This window comes from Salinibacterium sp. PAMC 21357, from assembly GCF_000247645.1.
GTDB lineage: Bacteria > Actinomycetota > Actinomycetes > Actinomycetales > Microbacteriaceae > Rhodoglobus.
The window spans coordinates 426,761-443,112 of record NZ_AHWA01000002.1; the positions used below are offsets into that span (position 1 = coordinate 426,761).

Consider the following 16,352-nt stretch of genomic DNA (forward strand, 5'->3'; position numbering starts at 1 on the left):
CAACCACGGAACTAAGCTATTGATGACAAGCATCACAAAGGAGCAGTACTGATGAGCGAATCCGTTAACCTTCCGGCACTCGGCGAGAGTGTCACCGAGGGCACGGTGACCCGCTGGCTTAAGCAAGTCGGCGAGAGCGTTGAGGTCGACGAGCCACTGCTCGAAGTCTCGACCGACAAGGTAGACACGGAGATTCCTTCTCCTATCGCCGGGGTCATCGAAGAAATTTTGGTTGCCGAAGACGAAACTGTTGAAGTTGGCACCGCGCTAGTCCGCATCGGTGACGGATCGGGTGGCTCAGATGCTGCTCCCGCCGCCGAAAGCGAGCCAGCCGCCGCCGAAGCCGAGCCAGCGGCACCTGCTGCAGAGCCCGAAGCACCCGCTTCAGAGCCCGCAGCTGCCCCCGCAACCGAAGCACCTGTTGAGGCGCCCGCAGAGGAAACTGCGGCTCCCGCAGCTCCCGCAGCCGCACCAGTAGCGGACGTTCCGTCGACCGAGGCGCCGGCACCCGCAGAGGCAGCCCCGGCCGCCGAAGCACCGGCACACGCTGCACCAGCCGAAGAAGAGCCCGCCGCCGAAGCCCCCTCGGCTGAAGCTGCTCCCGCCGAACCTGCTGCAGACGCTGCTGCACCAGAGGCTGCTACCGAAACTAGCGACGACACCGATGAGGAATCAGATTCTGATGACTCTCAAGCGGGCTACCTCACGCCGCTCGTTCGCAAGCTCGCCAATGAGCGCGGCGTTGATCTGACCACGATCACCGGTACCGGTGTTGGCGGCCGAATTCGCAAGCAAGACGTTCTCGAAGCCAGCGAGAAGTCGGCAAGCACCGAATCGTCCGAAGATGCGCCCGCTGCGGCACCAGCCGCCGCGGCTCGCGAAATTTCACCACTGCGCGGTACGACAGTTCCGATGTCTCGCCTTCGCAAAGTCATCGCTGAGCGCGCTGTCATCTCGATGCAATCGTCAGCACAGCTCACTTCGGTGGTCGAAGTTGATGTCACCGCCGTTGCGAACTTCCGCAACTCGGTGAAGGACAAGTTCCTCGAAAAGACCGGAACGAAGCTCTCGTTCCTGCCGTTCTTTGCACTTGCCGCCGCTGAGGCACTCACGTCGCACCCGATTGTCAATGCGACAATCGAGGACAACGCGATCGTGTACCCGGCCCAGGAGAACATCAGCATCGCTGTTGACACCGAGCGTGGACTTCTCACGCCCGTCATCCGCAATGCGGGATCGCTTGATCTTGCTGGCCTCGCCGGTGAGATTGCCGATCTTGCACAGCGAACTCGCGACAATAAGCTCACTCCAGACGAGTTGTCGGGTGGGACGTTCACGCTGACCAACACGGGATCGCGCGGCGCGCTGTTTGACACGCCCATCGTGTTCCTGCCCCAGTCCGCTATTTTGGGCACAGGAATCGTCACTAAAAAGCCCGTTGTTATTAGCGATGCGAATGGTGATTCGATCGGCATCCGTTCGATGGTTTATCTAGCTCTGAGCTACGACCACCGCATTGTGGACGGTGCTGACGCGGCTGGATTCCTCGTCGACATGAAGAACCGCCTCGAAGGCGGCGACTTCGCAGACAAGCTAGGGATCTAGCTCGAATCAACTACTCCGGAAGCGTATAGCTCCTGATTCGCCAACCGGCCTCACCCTTCACCAGAAGGATCGAGGCCGGTTGGTCGTTAAGCACCGAGTTGATCGAAAACATGACAGAATCGCCAAGCGATTGTGAGCTGATCACTTGATCAAGGCCGAAGAGCATTCCATCGTCTAATTCTCCGCCGTCGAGCACGCGACTGATCTCATTAGCATCTGCGACGAAAGCCGGCGAATCCTCGTTCTCAACGCTGCGAAGACACTCGATCGACAGATCGCGAAAACACCGTTCGCGCGTTGCTAACAGCTCTCGAACCGCCAGATTCGGGTCAACATTAGTTTGGGGATGACCTCGCGGGGCGGCGCTAGTCGGGTTGCCGCTGCTGCTCGGCACGGCAGTTCTCGCTCGCGTCTCCGCGCTTGAGGAACTTTCTGAGGCGCTAGTCGAGGACAACAACACCATTGTTGCCGCGATAATCGCGACGATCGCCAACGCCCCAAGCACCCATACTCGCGGGCGCACCGGGGCCACCCATGCAGCTAAGCGCCGATGAAGAATCTGCGAGCACGAACGCACCGTGCGGATGGCTCTCTCCAATTCTGTCTGGAGCCACGCAGGCAGCCCGAGGATACTGGTGGGATTTCGCGTCGGCTCCGTCGACTCTGACGCCCCATTTTCCGGCCTACGAAAAACTTCGGAACTTGGCGAATCTGGGCTGTCCTCGGTCGCAACGTTCTCGGCGAGACGCACGGGTTCCGGCGCCCCTAGGGAGAAAAGTTGCCGCTCGAGCTCAGTAGACCAGTTCGCGCTAGCCGCGAGCCCGGGCGACTGCAGCGCCCGTTCGCACTGGCTCAACCGCGAAGGGTCTGAGCGATCGGCACGTATAGCGGCAAGGACCCCAGCGGTCACCCGAAGAAGAGCGTCTACGTCTAAGCGCACTTCGGCGTCGTTTGATATTTCTACGGGGGCGCGCATCGGTTGAGTGCGAATGGCACCTCCCAGCCCCGTGATCACAGGGCTTCCGGAAGAACGAAAAATAACACACTCCGGACCAAAATTGCCGTGAATCACTCCATGACGGTGCAATGAAGCGAGCGTGTCGACTAGGGGCACGAGTATTGTTATCGCCTCCCCTGCCGTGAGGTACGTCCGTGTGCGCAGTAATTTGCCGAGCGTAATTCCCGGAATCCACTCGGAAACAACTACGACGCCCCCATCGCTTGCGCTCGCAATGTCGTCTACCGCTGTGAGGTGCTCGCTAGCGATCCGTGTCATAGCGTCACACTCGGCGTGCACGCTCGCGGACGACACCCCGGACCGGTACACCGTGAGAACGATGGGCTCAACCCCCTCCGCCGCCGGCTCTGCAGGTTGCGCCAGCAGGGTGTATGCGCGCGCTGATTCGGCCACTGTTCGCACAACTCGATAGCCGGCGATAGTTTGATTGTTCACCGGGCAAGCATGCTGCCGGAGTCGCACTGGCCAAGACGAGGCGGTGAAACTTGTGCACAGATTGTGGCCCGAGGGTCGCTCGAGGACGGGCATCATTTTCGGATCATATTGTGATCGAATTTGTGGTCGCGGGGCTAAGCGCCAACTCCGTGCCATACAACGAAGCATTAACGCTTCAACGCGCACTCCATCAGTCTGTAGTCACCGGGCAATCGCCCAACACAGTTCTATTTCTCGAGCATCCCAGCGTATATACGGCTGGCAGGCGAACTGAAGTAGACGAGCGACCGGTTGACGGTACTCCCGTTGTCGATGTTGATCGCGGGGGAAAGATCACCTGGCACGGACCAGGGCAGTTGGTCGTGTATCCCCTCGTTCGGCTGCCGGAACCTGTCGACGTCGTTGGCTACGTGCGATTGCTAGAGAACGCGATCATTGTCGCTCTGCTCCAACTGGATATCGCTGCTCATCAAGTCGACGGTCGTTCTGGCGTCTGGTTCACCCCTCTCCAATCGACGACTCCAGAAAAGGTGGCAGCCATTGGCGTGCCTGTGTCGCACGGCGTCACGATGCACGGGTTTGCGCTCAACTGCAACAACAGCCTCGCGGCTTACGACAAGATCGTTGCCTGCGGCATCCGCGACGCCGGTGTGACAACACTGACACGGATCGCTGGCCGCGAAATTACCCCAACAGAGATAGTTGCGACCGTTCAGCCACACCTAGAGATTGCGCTGGACAATTTATGAACGACTCCGTAAGCAAAAGTCATCCTTCCGATGGCCGCAAGCTCTTAAGACTCGAAGTGCGTAACTCCGCCGTGCCGATCGAGAGAAAGCCGCCGTGGATTCGCACCGTGGAAAAGATGGGCCCGGAATATCGCGACCTCGACAAATTAGTCAAAGATAGTTAGCTCGATACTGTGTGCCAACAAGCCGGATGCCCCAATATTTTCGAGTGTTGGGGAGACCGTGAGGCTACCTTCCTGATTGGTGGCAGCCAGTGCACGAGGCGATGTGACTTTTGTCAGATCGACACGGGAAAGCCCGCGGATTACGACCGCGACGAGCCACGGCGGGTTGCAGAATCAGTAGCGACGATGAAACTGCGGTACGCGATGTGACCGGGGTCGCGCGCGACGACCTGCCCGATGAAGGGGCGTGGCTTCACGCTGAAACGGTTAGACAAATTCATCTCAAAAATCCGGGAACCGGCGTAGAGATTCTGGCCACCGATTTCTCTGGAAACCCAGACCTTCTGGCTGAGGTATTTGAGCCACGGCCCGAAGTCTTCGCCCATAATGTCGAGACTGTCCCCCGTATCTTCAAGCGAGTGCGACCGGGCTTTCGCTACGAACGCTCGCTCGATGTCATCCGGCAAGCCCACAGCGCCCAATTAGTCACTAAATCGAACCTCATTCTTAGGATGGGCGAGGAGGCAGAAGAGGTAATCGCAGCGCTAACCGACCTACATAATGCGGGAACAGACATCATTACCATCACGCAATATCTCCGGCCCAGCCCGAGGCACATGCCGGTAGCCAGGTGGGTCCGGCCCGAAGAGTTCATCGAATTCAGTAAGGCAGCAGAAGAGATCGGCTTTCTCGGCGTGCTCGCTGGCCCGCTCGTGCGTTCGAGTTATCGAGCTGGTCGATTGTGGGCCCGTTCGATGGCGAGAAAAGGCCACAAATTGCCGGAGGCGCTCGCGCATCTCGCCGACGACACTTTTGACTTCGCTCAGGCCTTATCCTAGAAGCATGGCACGCAGAGAAAAGACGACGAAGGCTCCGAAAGAACCAGGCCGCATCAAGCAGATGTATCAGGTCTTCCAAATGACGAGGCGGTATGACAACCTCGCAATTTGGTTCTTCCTGCTTGCATTCCTTCTGCCGATATTCGTCGGGCTAGCTCTAGCATTCATCCTGTCCACTGGCAACGTACTGGGCTTCGTGCTCTACATCGTCGCTGGCGTCATGGCCGGTCTGCTTGCCTTCCTCATTGTGTTGGGTCGTCGTGCTGAGCGTGCCGCCTACTCTCAAATCGCAGGTCAACCCGGAGCCGTGGGTGCTGTTCTGAAGAGCTCGCTTCGACGCGGATGGGCTGCAAGTGAGATGCCCGTCGCCATCAGCCCCAAAACTCAAGACGCCGTCTACCGCGCTGTCGGCAAGGGCGGAATTGCTCTCATCGGTGAGGGCCCGCGCAGTCGCACTCAGAAGATGCTGGAAGACGAGCGCCGCAAGATGGTGCGCTTTCTTCCCAACGTTCCCGTGCACTTTATTTATGTTGGACCAGACGCGGACTCGGTGGCCCTGCACAAGCTAGCGCCAGCCCTTGGTCGTTTGAAGAACGTTCTTCGCAAGCCCGAGATTCTCGCAATCTCGAACCGTCTCAAGTCACTCGACAAGAATGGCTTGCCCATCCCCAAGGGGATCGACCCGATGAAGGCGCGAGCACAGCGCGGCTAAGCCAGCCGGCCCGGGCAAGAACCCGCGCAAATAGACGGGAAGCTGTCGCGATCGTTAGCTAGCGACGCACGAGGGCTAGCGACGCACGAGAAGTGTCCCGGCGAGCCGGTCGTGCATGCCGCGCTGGTCAGTGTCCCAGATCACGGCCGGAATCACGAGCGCCAGAAGCAAGGTGCGCACAATGGGGCGCCAAACACCGAGGTAGCCCCCAGCGAGGGGAACGACCCGCAACCCGGTGATGAGATGGCCGAAACTGCCGTTCGCGGTGAGCAACAGCACGATTTGTGCCGCGACGAAAACTCCCATTGTTGCGAAGGCGTCGTAGTCGAAAAATGCGATCGAAACGACAACGGCAAAAGCCCAATCGATAGCGATCGCCACCAGACGACGACCAAGACGGCCAATCGATCGTGGGCCCTCTGCCGGAAGCCCGATTCGTTTGCCCGGCCATTGATCGCTAGATGATTGCTGCTGATTCACCGCTTTAGCCTAACGAACCGCAGCTGCGTAACATGCCCGAAACAATTCGGTGATGCACGCGAAATCCGTCTTCTGTACCCTAAGAGATGGTTGTAACGACAACCGATCATCAAATGAACCCCTTGGAGTTCCACTCAATGTCTCATCCGAAGTTTGCTAATTCGTCTGAGGTCCTTGCATTTATCAAGGACACAGACGTGAAGTTCGTCGACATCCGATTTACCGATCTGCCCGGTATCCAGCAGCACTTCAACATTCCCGCCGCGGCCGTCGATGAAGACTTCTTCACTGTCGGCCAACTCTTCGACGGTTCATCGATCCGTGGCTTCCAGTCGATCCATGAGTCTGACCTCCAGTTGATCCCCGACGTCACCACCGCCTACGTCGACCCCTTCCGTGTCGAGCGCACCCTCATCATCATTTTCGACATTTACAACCCGCGTAACGGCGAGATTTACCCTCGCGACCCCCGCCAGGTTGCCAAGAAGGCCGAAAAGTACCTCACGTCGACCGGCATCGCAGACACCGCATTCTTCGCCTCTGAAGCCGAGTTCTACATCTTCGACGATGTTCGCTACGAAGTAAGCGCCAACAAGAGCTTCTACGAAGTTGACTCCAGCGAAGGCGCCTGGAACAGCGGTCGCACGGAGCCTGGCGGAAACCTCGCCAACAAGACCCCCATGAAGGGTGGATACTTTCCCGTCTCCCCCGTCGACCAGCACGCCGACATTCGTGACGACATCGTCATGAAGCTTATTGATGTCGGGCTCGAAGTTGAGCGCAGCCACCACGAGGTCGGAACTGCTGGTCAAGGCGAGATCAACTACAAGTTCGACACTCTGGTCCACGCCGGTGACGACATCTTGAAGTTCAAGTACATCGTCAAGAACACCGCAAGCGAGTGGGGCAAGACGGCAACGTTTATGCCCAAGCCGATCTTCGGCGACAACGGTTCAGGAATGCACACCCACCAGTCGCTCTGGAATGACGGCGTCCCGTTGTTCTATGACGAAAAGGGCTATGGCGGGCTCAGCGACACTGCTCGCTGGTACATCGGTGGATTGCTCAAGCACGCTCCTGCTGTGCTTGCGTTCACCAACCCGACCGTCAACTCGTACCGTCGCCTGATCCCCGGATTCGAAGCTCCCGTGAACCTCGTGTATTCGGCAGGAAACCGTTCGGCTTCCATCCGTATCCCGATCACCGGAACGAACCCCAAAGCAAAGCGCATCGAGTTCCGCGCACCAGACGCATCGGGTAACCCCTACCTCGCGTTTGCTGCTCAGCTCATGGCTGGCCTCGACGGCATCAAGAACAAGACTGAGCCGCACGAGCCCGTTGACAAGGACCTCTACGAGTTGCCTCCCGAGGAAGCACGCCTAATTCCTCAGGTGCCCGCTTCGCTCGAGATGCCCTGGTGGCTCTTGAAGCTGACCACGAGTTCCTCATGGAAGGCAACGTCTTCACCAAGGACCTCATCGAGACGTGGATCGACTACAAGCGTACGAACGAACTGCTTCCGTTCGCACAGCGCCCGCACCCGTACGAATACGAACTGTACTTCGGCGTCTAAGCGCTAACACAGCACACAATTGGGCCGCATTCTTCGGGATGCGGCCCAATTTGCGTTAAGCGGATACCAAAAGTCGGGCAAGGGGGTTCCCTGCACGGAGCGGGTTCCACTCCGTCAAGACTGCAACCGAGTTGGCTGATCGGGACATCGTAGCTAAAGCGCCAAAATTCGTAAAAATAGTCTCGTCAAGGACCATATTTTCGCGCGTCCCAGACATTGGCCGTCGCGCTGGACCGCCACGCAGCGCGCTAGAAGCTACGAGCGCACGGCGTTCGCGACGCCGTAGAAGCGACGCTCGAACACCCGTCGCGCGCGACGAGTCGCCCGAAGATAATCCTCTTCGAGCTTGGTAGCAGACCCGGGTGGGTACTCCAACATGCGCGCAATGCCTTCAAGCTGGAGACGGTCATTGGGGAGAACATCCGCGGCCTTCGACGCCCATAGAGTGATCGCTGATCGAACGCGTGACGCCAATATCCACGCTTCGCGCAGTCGGGCAGCATCCGACGCGGTGACCAGCTTCTCCGCCACCGCAGCATCGAGCGCGTCCAACGTTGACGTCGTGCGCAGCCCCTCAACGCGAGCACCATGCTGCAATTGAAGCAACTGCACAAACCACTCAACGTCGCTAAGCGAACCGCGGCCAAACTTGAGGTGGCGGGAGGGGTCAGCGGCCTGGGGAAGTCGCTCAGACTCCACTCGGGCTTTGATTCTCTTCACTTCGCGCACATCCTGCGGAGAAATCGATTGCGGGTAGCGCATGCTGTTTGCCAGCGTTTCAAAGTCATTCAGCAGTGCCACATCGCCCGCTACGCCGCGTGCACGCAACAACGCCTGTGCTTCCCAAGTGAGGGACCAACGAGCGTAATACGCCTTGTACGAGTCCAGAGAGCGCACGATCGCGCCATTCTTCCCCTCCGGGCGGAGATCAAGATCAAGCTCTAGAGGCAGCTTCACGTCTTCAGTGATGCGGGTGAGCCCCTTAGCAATCACCTCGGCGCGCTTCGCCGCATCCTCGTTCGCTGCATCAGTGGCACGGTAGACGTACATTACGTCGGTGTCTGAGCCGAAACCAGACTCCGCTCCCCCGTAACGCCCCATTGCGATCACACCAAACTCGATGCCATCGGGTTCGGGACGAAGAACCGCCAGAGCTCCCTCAAGCATTGTCGTGGTCACATCGCTCAACCCGCGGCCCAATTCCTGAATCGTGGTGACCCCGACGATTGAGCCAATAGCGAGACGCAAAACCTCACGGCGACGAGCTGTGCGCAGCGCGACGCCAGCAGCATCCTCATCACCCTTGTGACGCGCAACGATCGCCCGGGCCTCATCACGCATCACGGCCAACGGTCGCGGACGGAGCTCTTTCTCATGTTCGAGCCACGCAGCAGCTTCAGGGATGCGTTCGAAAAGCCCACCCACATATTTAGACGCCGACAACACGTGCGTGAGCCGTTCTGCCGCCCCCGAAGAATCCCGCAGCATTCTTAAGAACCAGTAGGCCTCACCGAGCGCCTCACTCAGGCGACGAAACGCCAGAAGTCCGTAGTCGGGGTCGGCTCCGTCTGACAGCCACTGCAGCATGACAGGCAGCAACGCCTTCTGGATGGTCGCGCGACGAGAGACGCCACCGGTCAACGCCGCAATGTGCGCAAGCGCGCCCTTGGGGTCAAGGAAACCAATCGCGGCAAGCCGAGCAGACGCTTGGGCACTCGACAACGCGAGGCCCTCATCGGGAAGCGCCGCTACAGCAGAAAGCAGCGGGCGATAAAAGAGTCGCTCGTGCAGACGACGAACAGCGATTTTTGTGCGCTGCCACTGCTCCATGAGGTCCGTGGCACTCTTGGCGATCCCGGTCGCACGGGCGAGCACCCGAAGATCGTCTGGGTCGCGAGGCATAAGGTGAGTGCGGCGTAGCCGAGAGAGTTGGATGCGGTGCTCGAGCAGTCTCAAGAAACGGTAATCTCGCGCGAACTCACCGGCTTCTGTGCGACCGATATAGCCCTGCTCTGCGAGAGCGATCAGGGCTTGAAGACTTGATGTTTGACGAACTTCTTCGTCGCTCTGCCCGTGAACTAGTTGAAGCAATTGGACCGTGAACTCAATGTCACGAAGCCCACCAGGACCAAGTTTTAGTTGCACGTCACGTTCCTGCGGCGGAATGTTCTCGGTAACGCGCTCACGCATCCGCTGCACAGAAGCAACAAAGTTCTCCCGTGACGCACTCGACCACACCATCGGCGAGACACCGGCAATATAACGAGCACCGAGTTCACGATCCCCCGCAATCGGCCGAGCCTTCAGAAGCGCTTGAAATTCCCAGCTCTCTGCCCAACGGTCGTAATAGGCCAAGTGAGACTCGAGAGTGCGAACGAGCGCACCATCTTTGCCCTCAGGACGAAGATTGGTATCAACCTCCCACAGTGCAGGTTCGATAGTGAGGTCGTTGATCGCGCGTATCGTCTGCACGGCCAAAGGCGTCGCGATGGTGACGGCACGATCGGCGCTTATTCCGTCAGGTTCTGTCACAAAAATGACATCGACATCCGACACATAATTCAGTTCACGAGCGCCGGCCTTGCCCATGCCAATGATGGAAACGCGAGTAGCGGCAATATCCGCCTCGGGAAAGTTCACCGAACGACGTGCGACGGTGAGCGCCGCCTCGAGTGCTGCGCCAGCGAGGTCAGCTAACGCCATCGCGACGCGGTCAACGGCCGCAAGAGGATCTTCTTGAGCAAGATCCCACGCGGTCAGTTTGGCAAGTTCTCGGCGGTAACGCACGCGCAGAGCGACCCAAGCATCCTCACCATCACAACCGTCAGTGGCCTCGGTGAGCACCGCAATGTATTCCTCGGGCGAGGATGGCGCCAGAATCGGAGTACACATTGCGTCAAGCTCTTGGGGGTGACGAACAAAGAAATCGCCAAGCCCGGACGATGCCCCCAATACCTGCACGAGTCGCACTGCCGCTTCATCGTTTGCCAGCAGCGCGCTCAAATGTTGCGGTGACGATTCCGCTAACTCCAAAAAGAGTCGAAGAGCCTGATCGGGGTCTGCGGCCCGCGCAAACAGCCGTGCTGGCGCCTCGACTGGCCGATCGAGCGCAACAAGTCGCTCGCGCGCCTCGCTGAGCTCTAAGAAGCCAAGTTTGGCGAGTTCGGTGAGGGTGTACGGAGCCTTCGACATGATGACGGGGTCTAGAGAATCTCTAGGTTGCTCTCCAACTCGTACGGCGTGACCTGGGCCCGGTACGCCTTCCACTCACGACGCTTATTGAGCAGTACGAAGTTGAATACCTGCTCCCCCAACGTTTCGGCAACGAGCTCAGAACTCTCCATGATGCTGAGAGCGTGGTTGAGGTTTGACGGCAGCTGCTCGTACCCGAGCGCACGACGCTCGTGCTCCGAAAGATCGCCGACAGCATCCTCCGCCTCGAGGGGCAGCTCGTAGCCCTCCTCGATGCCCTTGAGCCCGGCAGCAAGCAAAAGTGAATAGGCCAAGTAGGGGTTGGCTGCTGAGTCGAGCGCACGATATTCGATGCGCGCGCTCTGGCCCTTGCCAGGCTTATACAGCGGAACCCGCACGAGAGCCGAACGGTTGTTGTGGCCCCAGGTCACAAAACTAGGAGCCTCGTCGCCGCCCCAAAGTCGTTTGTAGGAGTTGACGAATTGATTGGTGACCGCAGTGATTTCCGGAGCATGCTTCAGTATCCCCGCCATGAACTGCCGGCCGACCTTAGAAAGCTGGTAGTGCCCACTAGCGTCGTAAAACGCATTCTGGTCGCCCTCAAAGAGGGACATGTGAGTGTGCATTCCCGAGCCCGGCTGCCCAGACATCGGCTTGGGCATGAATGTCGCGTAGACACCCTGCTCGATCGCGACCTCTTTGATCACGGTGCGGAACGTCATGATGTTGTCTGCGGTTGTCAGGGCATCGGCGTAGCGCAGATCAATTTCGTTTTGACCCGGGCCAGACTCGTGGTGGCTGAACTCAACCGAGATTCCTAAGTCTTCGAGCATCCGCACCGAACGACGACGGAAGTCGTGGGCAGTCCCACCGGGAACGTTGTCAAAGAAACCAGCAGAATCAACAGGCTGAGGGCTGCCATTCTTGAGCTTGCTCGACTTGAGAAGGTAGAACTCGATCTCGGGGTGCGTGTAGAAAGTGAAGCCGCGCTCGGCTGCTTTCGCCAGTGTGCGCTTGAGCACGTTGCGAGGGTCGGATGCTGCTGGCTGACCATCGGGCGTCGTAATGTCGCAGAACATACGCGCAGTCGGATCAATCTCGCCCCGCCATGGCAAAATCTGGAAAGTTGTGGGGTCGGGGTGCGCCAGCATGTCAGCTTCATAGGCGCGGGTGAATCCCTCGATGGCTGAACCATCGAATCCAAGGCCCTCGGCGAAAGCACCCTCGATCTCTGCTGGAGCAACAGCAACGCTCTTGAGCGTGCCGACTACGTCGGTAAACCAGAGTCGAACGAACTTAATCCCACGTTCTTCGATAGTACGAAGAACGAAGTCGCGTTGCTTGTCCATAGACATTGAGTCCCTCGATCCGTGCTGGGTCGCGGATGCGCGACGTCGATTGTGCCCTTCTTAGGCTACTTGCTCTGAAGCGCCAATGCAGCGCACTCGCCGTCACCCGCCACCATTCGACTGTGCCACGGTTTCGTTAGACTGACGACTATGACTGACCCTGCCGCAGCTGCCGCGCAAGCAAACCTCAAACGTGTCCGCACTCGCCATTTTCAGACCGCCAAGGAAAATGGGATCAAGATCGTTGGACTCACCAGTTATGACCAGCTAACCGCTGGCATCTTTGATGAGTCGGGAATCGATTTTCTTCTCGTTGGCGACTCCGCCGGAAACAACGTCTACGGCTACGACACAACGTTGCCGGTTAGTATCGATGACCTCATCCCGCTCACTCGCGCGGTTGCCGGTGCCGTCACCCGCGCTTTCGTCGTTGCGGATCTTCCCTTCGGCTCGTACGAAACTGGTCCAGACGAAGCTCTCCACACTGCATTCCGTTTCATGAAAGAGACCGGCGCCCACGCGGTCAAGCTTGAGGGCGGTGTTCGAAGCGCGGAACAGATCCGACGAATAGTGGATGCCGGAATTCCTCTCATGGCTCATATCGGGTTCACCCCACAGAGCGAGCATGGTCTGGGTGGCCACGTAATCCAAGGCCGCGGGAGCGACCTCGAGCAGCTTCTCGCCGACGCCCATGCGGTCGAAGATGCGGGAGCTTTTGCTGTTGTTCTCGAAATGGTTCCCGCGGATGCCGCGGCACAGGTCACTGCGGCCTTATCAATTCCCACGATCGGCGTTGGTGCTGGGCCGCACGTAGACGGACAGTTGCTCGTGTGGACCGATTGGGCTGGACTCACTAAGGGTCGGATTCCCAAGTTCGTCAAACAGTACGCAGATCTTCGCTCCACACTCGCTGGAGCAGTAACGGCCTATCGAGCCGACGTTGAAGCGGGAACCTACCCGACAGAAGCGCATTCCTATCACGAGTAGGTAGTCGCTCAGTTCCACCACCACTATTGCGAAAGTCCCGAATGCCACTTCAGTTTTCCCCTGCCCTCAACCGCGTTCATACAGAGGCACTCCGGCGCAATGCGGGTGAGCCAGAGTTTCACCAAGCCTTACTAGAGGTGCTGGAATCAATCGTTCCGGTGCTCGAACGACACCCAGAGTTCATGGATGCCGGAATCGTTGATCGCCTCGTCGAGCCCGAGCGTCAGATCATGTTCCGTGTCCCGTGGCACGACGATTCGGGCACAGTGCGCGTAAACCGCGGTTTCCGGGTTCAATTCAACTCTGCGCTTGGCCCGTATAAGGGCGGGCTCCGATTCCACCCGAACGTGAATCTCGGAATCGTCAAGTTTCTTGGGTTCGAGCAAATTTTTAAGAATGCGCTCACCGGCCAGGGCATCGGCGGCGCAAAAGGCGGCGCAGATTTCGACCCGCACGGAAAATCTGACGCCGAAGTGATGCGGTTCTCACAGAGTTTCATGAATGAGTTGTATCGGCACCTTGGAGAGCACACCGACGTGCCCGCCGGTGATATCGGCGTTGGTGCGCGCGAGATCGGATTCCTTTTTGGCCAGTATCGGCGCCTCACAAATCGACACGAGTCAGGCATGTTTACCGGGAAAGGTATCCAGTGGGGAGGCGCCGAAGTTCGAACTGAGGCGACCGGCTACGGCACAGTATTCTTTGCGCAAGAAATGCTTGCGGTGCGCGGCGACAGCGTCGAAGGAAAACGAGCTGTAGTTTCGGGCTCAGGAAACGTCGCCATCTATGCGATTGAAAAGCTGCAACAGCTCGGTGCGGTTCCGATCACCGCTTCTGATTCCGGTGGCTACATCGTTGACGAATCCGGAATTGACCTCGATCTTCTCAAACAGATCAAGGAGGTAGAGCGTGCGCGTATTTCGGAATACGCCGAGCGTCGCCCCAGCCGCACTACGTTGCCGGTGGCTCGGTGTGGGATGTCTCCGCTGAATTAGCGCTTCCGTGTGCAACTCAAAACGAGCTCGACCTCAATGATGCCCATTCTCTGTTGAAGAACGGGCTCACTCTCGTAGCCGAGGGGGCAAACATGCCCTGCACCCCTGATGCGGTCGACGCTTTTCAGAACGCTGACGTACTTTTCGCACCCGGCAAAGCCGCCAACGCGGGCGGCGTGGCAACCTCGGCTCTGGAGATGAGCCAGAACGCGTCACGCCAGCGCTGGGACTTCGGCTCGAGCGAAGACAAACTTCGCGACATAATGCACGGTGTTCACGCGTCTGCTTTCGAAGCTGCGGAACTTTACGGTCATCCCGGTGATTATGTTGTTGGCGCAAATGCTGCGGGCTTCAAACGCGTGGCAGATGCGATGCTTGCTCAGGGCGTCATCTAGCGCCGAGGCTACTCGTCAGCTTCGTCAGCAGCCCACTTGCGTGCACGCTCAGCGGCGATCTGAGGAGCACGCTCAGCTAGCTCACGAGTGTCGTAGGGACCATCGCGCTCGACTCCGAGCGACTGCGGACCTTCTTCGACCTCGTGGGTCTTGTTGTTGTACCACCATTGCGTCATGGTCTCGTCCCTTCGTTGTTCTCAAGGCTACGCCGGTAGACTGGCCAAATGCCTCGGAATAATATTGGTCACCTCGTTCCGGGAGTAATCCCACCCGCACTTGCGGTCCCCTCATCGATTACTCGACCGGAATATGTCGGCAAGAAGGGCCCGCGGGAGTTTACGGGGTCTGACGTCTATAGCACCGAGGCAGTCGACCGCATCCGCGAGTCGGGAAAGATTGCTGCCGGGGCTGTCGAGGCTGTCGGCGCTGCGATCGCCCCCGGCGTGACGACAGCCCACCTGGATGAGGTTGCGCACGAGTACATGATCTCGCGGGGTGCCTACCCGTCAACTCTCGGTTACCGGGGCTTTCCCAAGTCGTGCTGCACCAGCATCAATGAAGTTATCTGTCACGGTATTCCTGACGACACGGTGCTCGAAGATGGTGACATCATCAACATCGACATCACGGCATACAAGAACGGGATGCACGGCGACCTGAACAAGACCTTCCTCGTTGGCAACGTGTCAGAAGACGCCCGCAATTTGGTCGAACGCACTCAGGAGGCACTGAATCGCGGAATTAAAGCTGTCGCTCCCGGTCGCCAAGTCAACGTCATAGGCCGCGCCATTGAGTCGTACGCGAAGCGCTTTGGCTATGGCGTAGTGCGGGACTTTACTGGTCACGGCGTCGGTGAAGCCTTCCATTCCGGGCTCATCATTCCCCATTACGATTCAGCTCCACAATTCAACGACGTAATCGAAGTCGGCATGGTCTTCACGATCGAGCCGATGCTCACTCTCGGCACTCACGACTGGGACCTGTGGGCAGATGACTGGACGGTCACGACCCGAGACAAAAGCCTGACTGCTCAGTTCGAACACACCATGGTGGTCACTGAGCGCGGCACGGAAATTCTGACGCTTCCCTAACCACGCGAAAGAGGCACATCATGACCCACGCTTTAGGAATCGATATTGGTGGCACCGGAATCAAAGGTGCTGTGGTCGACACGATCACCGGCGAGCTGGTGAGCGAACGCAAAAAAATCGCCACGCCCAAGTCGGGCAAGCCTGACGCGATCGTTAAGGTTGTCGTTGAGATCATTGCCGAACTCGGCGGCATCGCTCCCGATATGCCGGTCGGCGTCTGCTTTCCCGCCATCGTGCGCAATGGCAAGACAATGTCGGCGGCAAATATTTCTGACGAATGGATCGGGCTTGAAGCGGAGAAGCTTTTCGAGAAAGCTCTCGGCCGCGACATCCACTTCGTCAACGATGCGGATGCCGCTGGCGTAGCCGAAGTGCGCTACGGGGCAGCAAAGGGTGTACCGGGTCTGGTTCTGCTCACGACGCTCGGAACAGGAATCGGTAGCGCTTTGATCTACAACGGAACCCTAGTGCCCAACTCGGAGCTGGGACACCTGCTCATTGGCGGCCGTGACGCCGAGAAAGGTGCTTCGTTTGCGGCGAAAGAACGTCGCCGTCTCAGCTGGGCGGCGTGGGCGAAGCGGCTGCAGCGGTATTATTCGCATCTTGAGATGCTGTTCTCCCCCGACCTAATTCTGGTAGGCGGCGGTGTCTCTAAGAGTCACGAAAAGTTCCTGCCGCTGTTGAAGCTCAACGCGCCGATCATTCCGGCAAAGCTTCGCAACAACGCCGGCATTCTCGGAGCCGCAGCGCTAGCGGTAAAGGAATAGT

At 58.6% G+C, this 16,352-nt stretch carries 11 protein-coding genes and 3 pseudogenes; 9 read left to right on the forward strand and 5 right to left on the reverse strand.

Annotated features, from left to right (window positions below; translation table 11 throughout):
* The first annotated feature begins 51 nt into the window (after window positions 1–51).
* Entirely contained in the window at window positions 52–1,605 is a 1,554-nt protein-coding gene (sucB, locus tag ON14_RS02070; RefSeq protein WP_010202758.1) for a 2-oxoglutarate dehydrogenase, E2 component, dihydrolipoamide succinyltransferase, read from the forward strand.
* Between the two features lie 10 nt (window positions 1,606–1,615).
* Here the strand turns inward: sucB and ON14_RS02075 are convergent, their stop codons facing one another.
* Window positions 1,616–3,058, reverse strand: coding sequence for a serine/threonine protein kinase (locus tag ON14_RS02075; protein ID WP_010202760.1), 1,443 nt, complete (start codon window positions 3,056–3,058; stop codon window positions 1,616–1,618).
* A gap of 110 nt (window positions 3,059–3,168) precedes the next feature.
* Between ON14_RS02075 and lipB the strand changes: the two genes are divergently transcribed.
* The 3 genes and pseudogenes from lipB (at window position 3,169) to ON14_RS02090 (ending at window position 5,522) form a co-directional block, all read left to right on the forward strand.
* Window positions 3,169–3,807: a lipoyl(octanoyl) transferase LipB gene (gene lipB / locus ON14_RS02080; RefSeq protein WP_010202761.1), complete on the forward strand. Its 639-nt coding sequence runs from the start codon at window positions 3,169–3,171 to the stop codon at window positions 3,805–3,807.
* A pseudogene (gene lipA, locus ON14_RS02085) lies at window positions 3,804–4,810 on the forward strand (lipoyl synthase). Before lipB ends, lipA begins: the two are co-directional and overlap by 4 nt.
* Window positions 4,811–4,814: 4 nt before the next feature.
* Entirely contained in the window at window positions 4,815–5,522 is a 708-nt protein-coding gene (locus ON14_RS02090; protein ID WP_010202766.1) for a DUF4191 domain-containing protein, read from the forward strand.
* Between the two features lie 75 nt (window positions 5,523–5,597).
* Here the strand turns inward: ON14_RS02090 and ON14_RS02095 are convergent, their stop codons facing one another.
* Window positions 5,598–6,002, reverse strand: coding sequence for an RDD family protein (locus ON14_RS02095; protein ID WP_010202767.1), 405 nt, complete (start codon window positions 6,000–6,002; stop codon window positions 5,598–5,600).
* Between the two features lie 137 nt (window positions 6,003–6,139).
* Here ON14_RS02095 and glnA point away from each other — a divergent pair.
* Window positions 6,140–7,575: pseudogene (glnA, locus tag ON14_RS02100) on the forward strand (type I glutamate--ammonia ligase).
* A gap of 255 nt (window positions 7,576–7,830) precedes the next feature.
* Here the strand turns inward: glnA and ON14_RS02105 are convergent.
* The gene (locus tag ON14_RS02105; RefSeq protein WP_010202770.1) at window positions 7,831–10,767 is read right to left on the reverse strand and encodes a bifunctional [glutamine synthetase] adenylyltransferase/[glutamine synthetase]-adenylyl-L-tyrosine phosphorylase; all 2,937 of its coding nucleotides are present in this window, start codon (window positions 10,765–10,767) and stop codon (window positions 7,831–7,833) included.
* An 11-nt stretch (window positions 10,768–10,778) separates the two neighbouring features.
* Entirely contained in the window at window positions 10,779–12,116 is a 1,338-nt protein-coding gene (locus tag ON14_RS02110; protein ID WP_010202771.1) for a glutamine synthetase family protein, read from the reverse strand.
* A 150-nt stretch (window positions 12,117–12,266) separates the two neighbouring features.
* On the opposite strand from ON14_RS02110, the gene panB reads away from it, so the two are divergent.
* Both panB and gdhA read left to right on the forward strand, forming a co-directional pair.
* Window positions 12,267–13,103: a 3-methyl-2-oxobutanoate hydroxymethyltransferase gene (gene panB / locus ON14_RS02115; protein WP_010202772.1), complete on the forward strand. Its 837-nt coding sequence runs from the start codon at window positions 12,267–12,269 to the stop codon at window positions 13,101–13,103.
* 41 nt (window positions 13,104–13,144) lie between these two features.
* Window positions 13,145–14,493 (forward strand): annotated as a pseudogene (gdhA, locus tag ON14_RS02120) (NADP-specific glutamate dehydrogenase).
* Window positions 14,494–14,501: 8 nt separating this feature from the next.
* On the opposite strand, the gene ON14_RS02125 reads toward gdhA, so the two are convergent.
* Window positions 14,502–14,669 carry a hypothetical protein gene (locus tag ON14_RS02125; protein ID WP_010202774.1) on the reverse strand — a complete coding sequence of 56 codons (168 nt, stop codon included), beginning with the start codon at window positions 14,667–14,669 and terminating at the stop codon, window positions 14,502–14,504.
* Window positions 14,670–14,717: 48 nt separating this feature from the next.
* On the opposite strand from ON14_RS02125, the gene map reads away from it, so the two are divergent.
* The gene (gene map, locus ON14_RS02130; RefSeq protein ID WP_010202775.1) at window positions 14,718–15,584 is read left to right on the forward strand and encodes a type I methionyl aminopeptidase; all 867 of its coding nucleotides are present in this window, start codon (window positions 14,718–14,720) and stop codon (window positions 15,582–15,584) included.
* Between the two features lie 20 nt (window positions 15,585–15,604).
* Window positions 15,605–16,351 carry a polyphosphate--glucose phosphotransferase gene (gene ppgK, locus ON14_RS02135; protein ID WP_010202777.1) on the forward strand — a complete coding sequence of 249 codons (747 nt, stop codon included), beginning with the start codon at window positions 15,605–15,607 and terminating at the stop codon, window positions 16,349–16,351.
* The last annotated feature ends 1 nt before the right edge of the window (window position 16,352 follow it).

Coding starts and splice junctions, on each gene's coding strand:
- map (WP_010202775.1), top strand. CDS start 14,718: ATGCCTCGGAATAATATTGGTCACCTCGTTCCGGGAGTAATCCCACCC.
- ppgK (WP_010202777.1), top strand. CDS start 15,605: ATGACCCACGCTTTAGGAATCGATATTGGTGGCACCGGAATCAAAGGT.
- ON14_RS02105 (WP_010202770.1), bottom strand. CDS start 10,767: ATGTCGAAGGCTCCGTACACCCTCACCGAACTCGCCAAACTTGGCTTC.
- ON14_RS02090 (WP_010202766.1), top strand. CDS start 4,815: ATGGCACGCAGAGAAAAGACGACGAAGGCTCCGAAAGAACCAGGCCGC.
- ON14_RS02125 (WP_010202774.1), bottom strand. CDS start 14,669: ATGACGCAATGGTGGTACAACAACAAGACCCACGAGGTCGAAGAAGGT.
- ON14_RS02110 (WP_010202771.1), bottom strand. CDS start 12,116: ATGGACAAGCAACGCGACTTCGTTCTTCGTACTATCGAAGAACGTGGG.
- panB (WP_010202772.1), top strand. CDS start 12,267: ATGACTGACCCTGCCGCAGCTGCCGCGCAAGCAAACCTCAAACGTGTC.
- sucB (WP_010202758.1), top strand. CDS start 52: ATGAGCGAATCCGTTAACCTTCCGGCACTCGGCGAGAGTGTCACCGAG.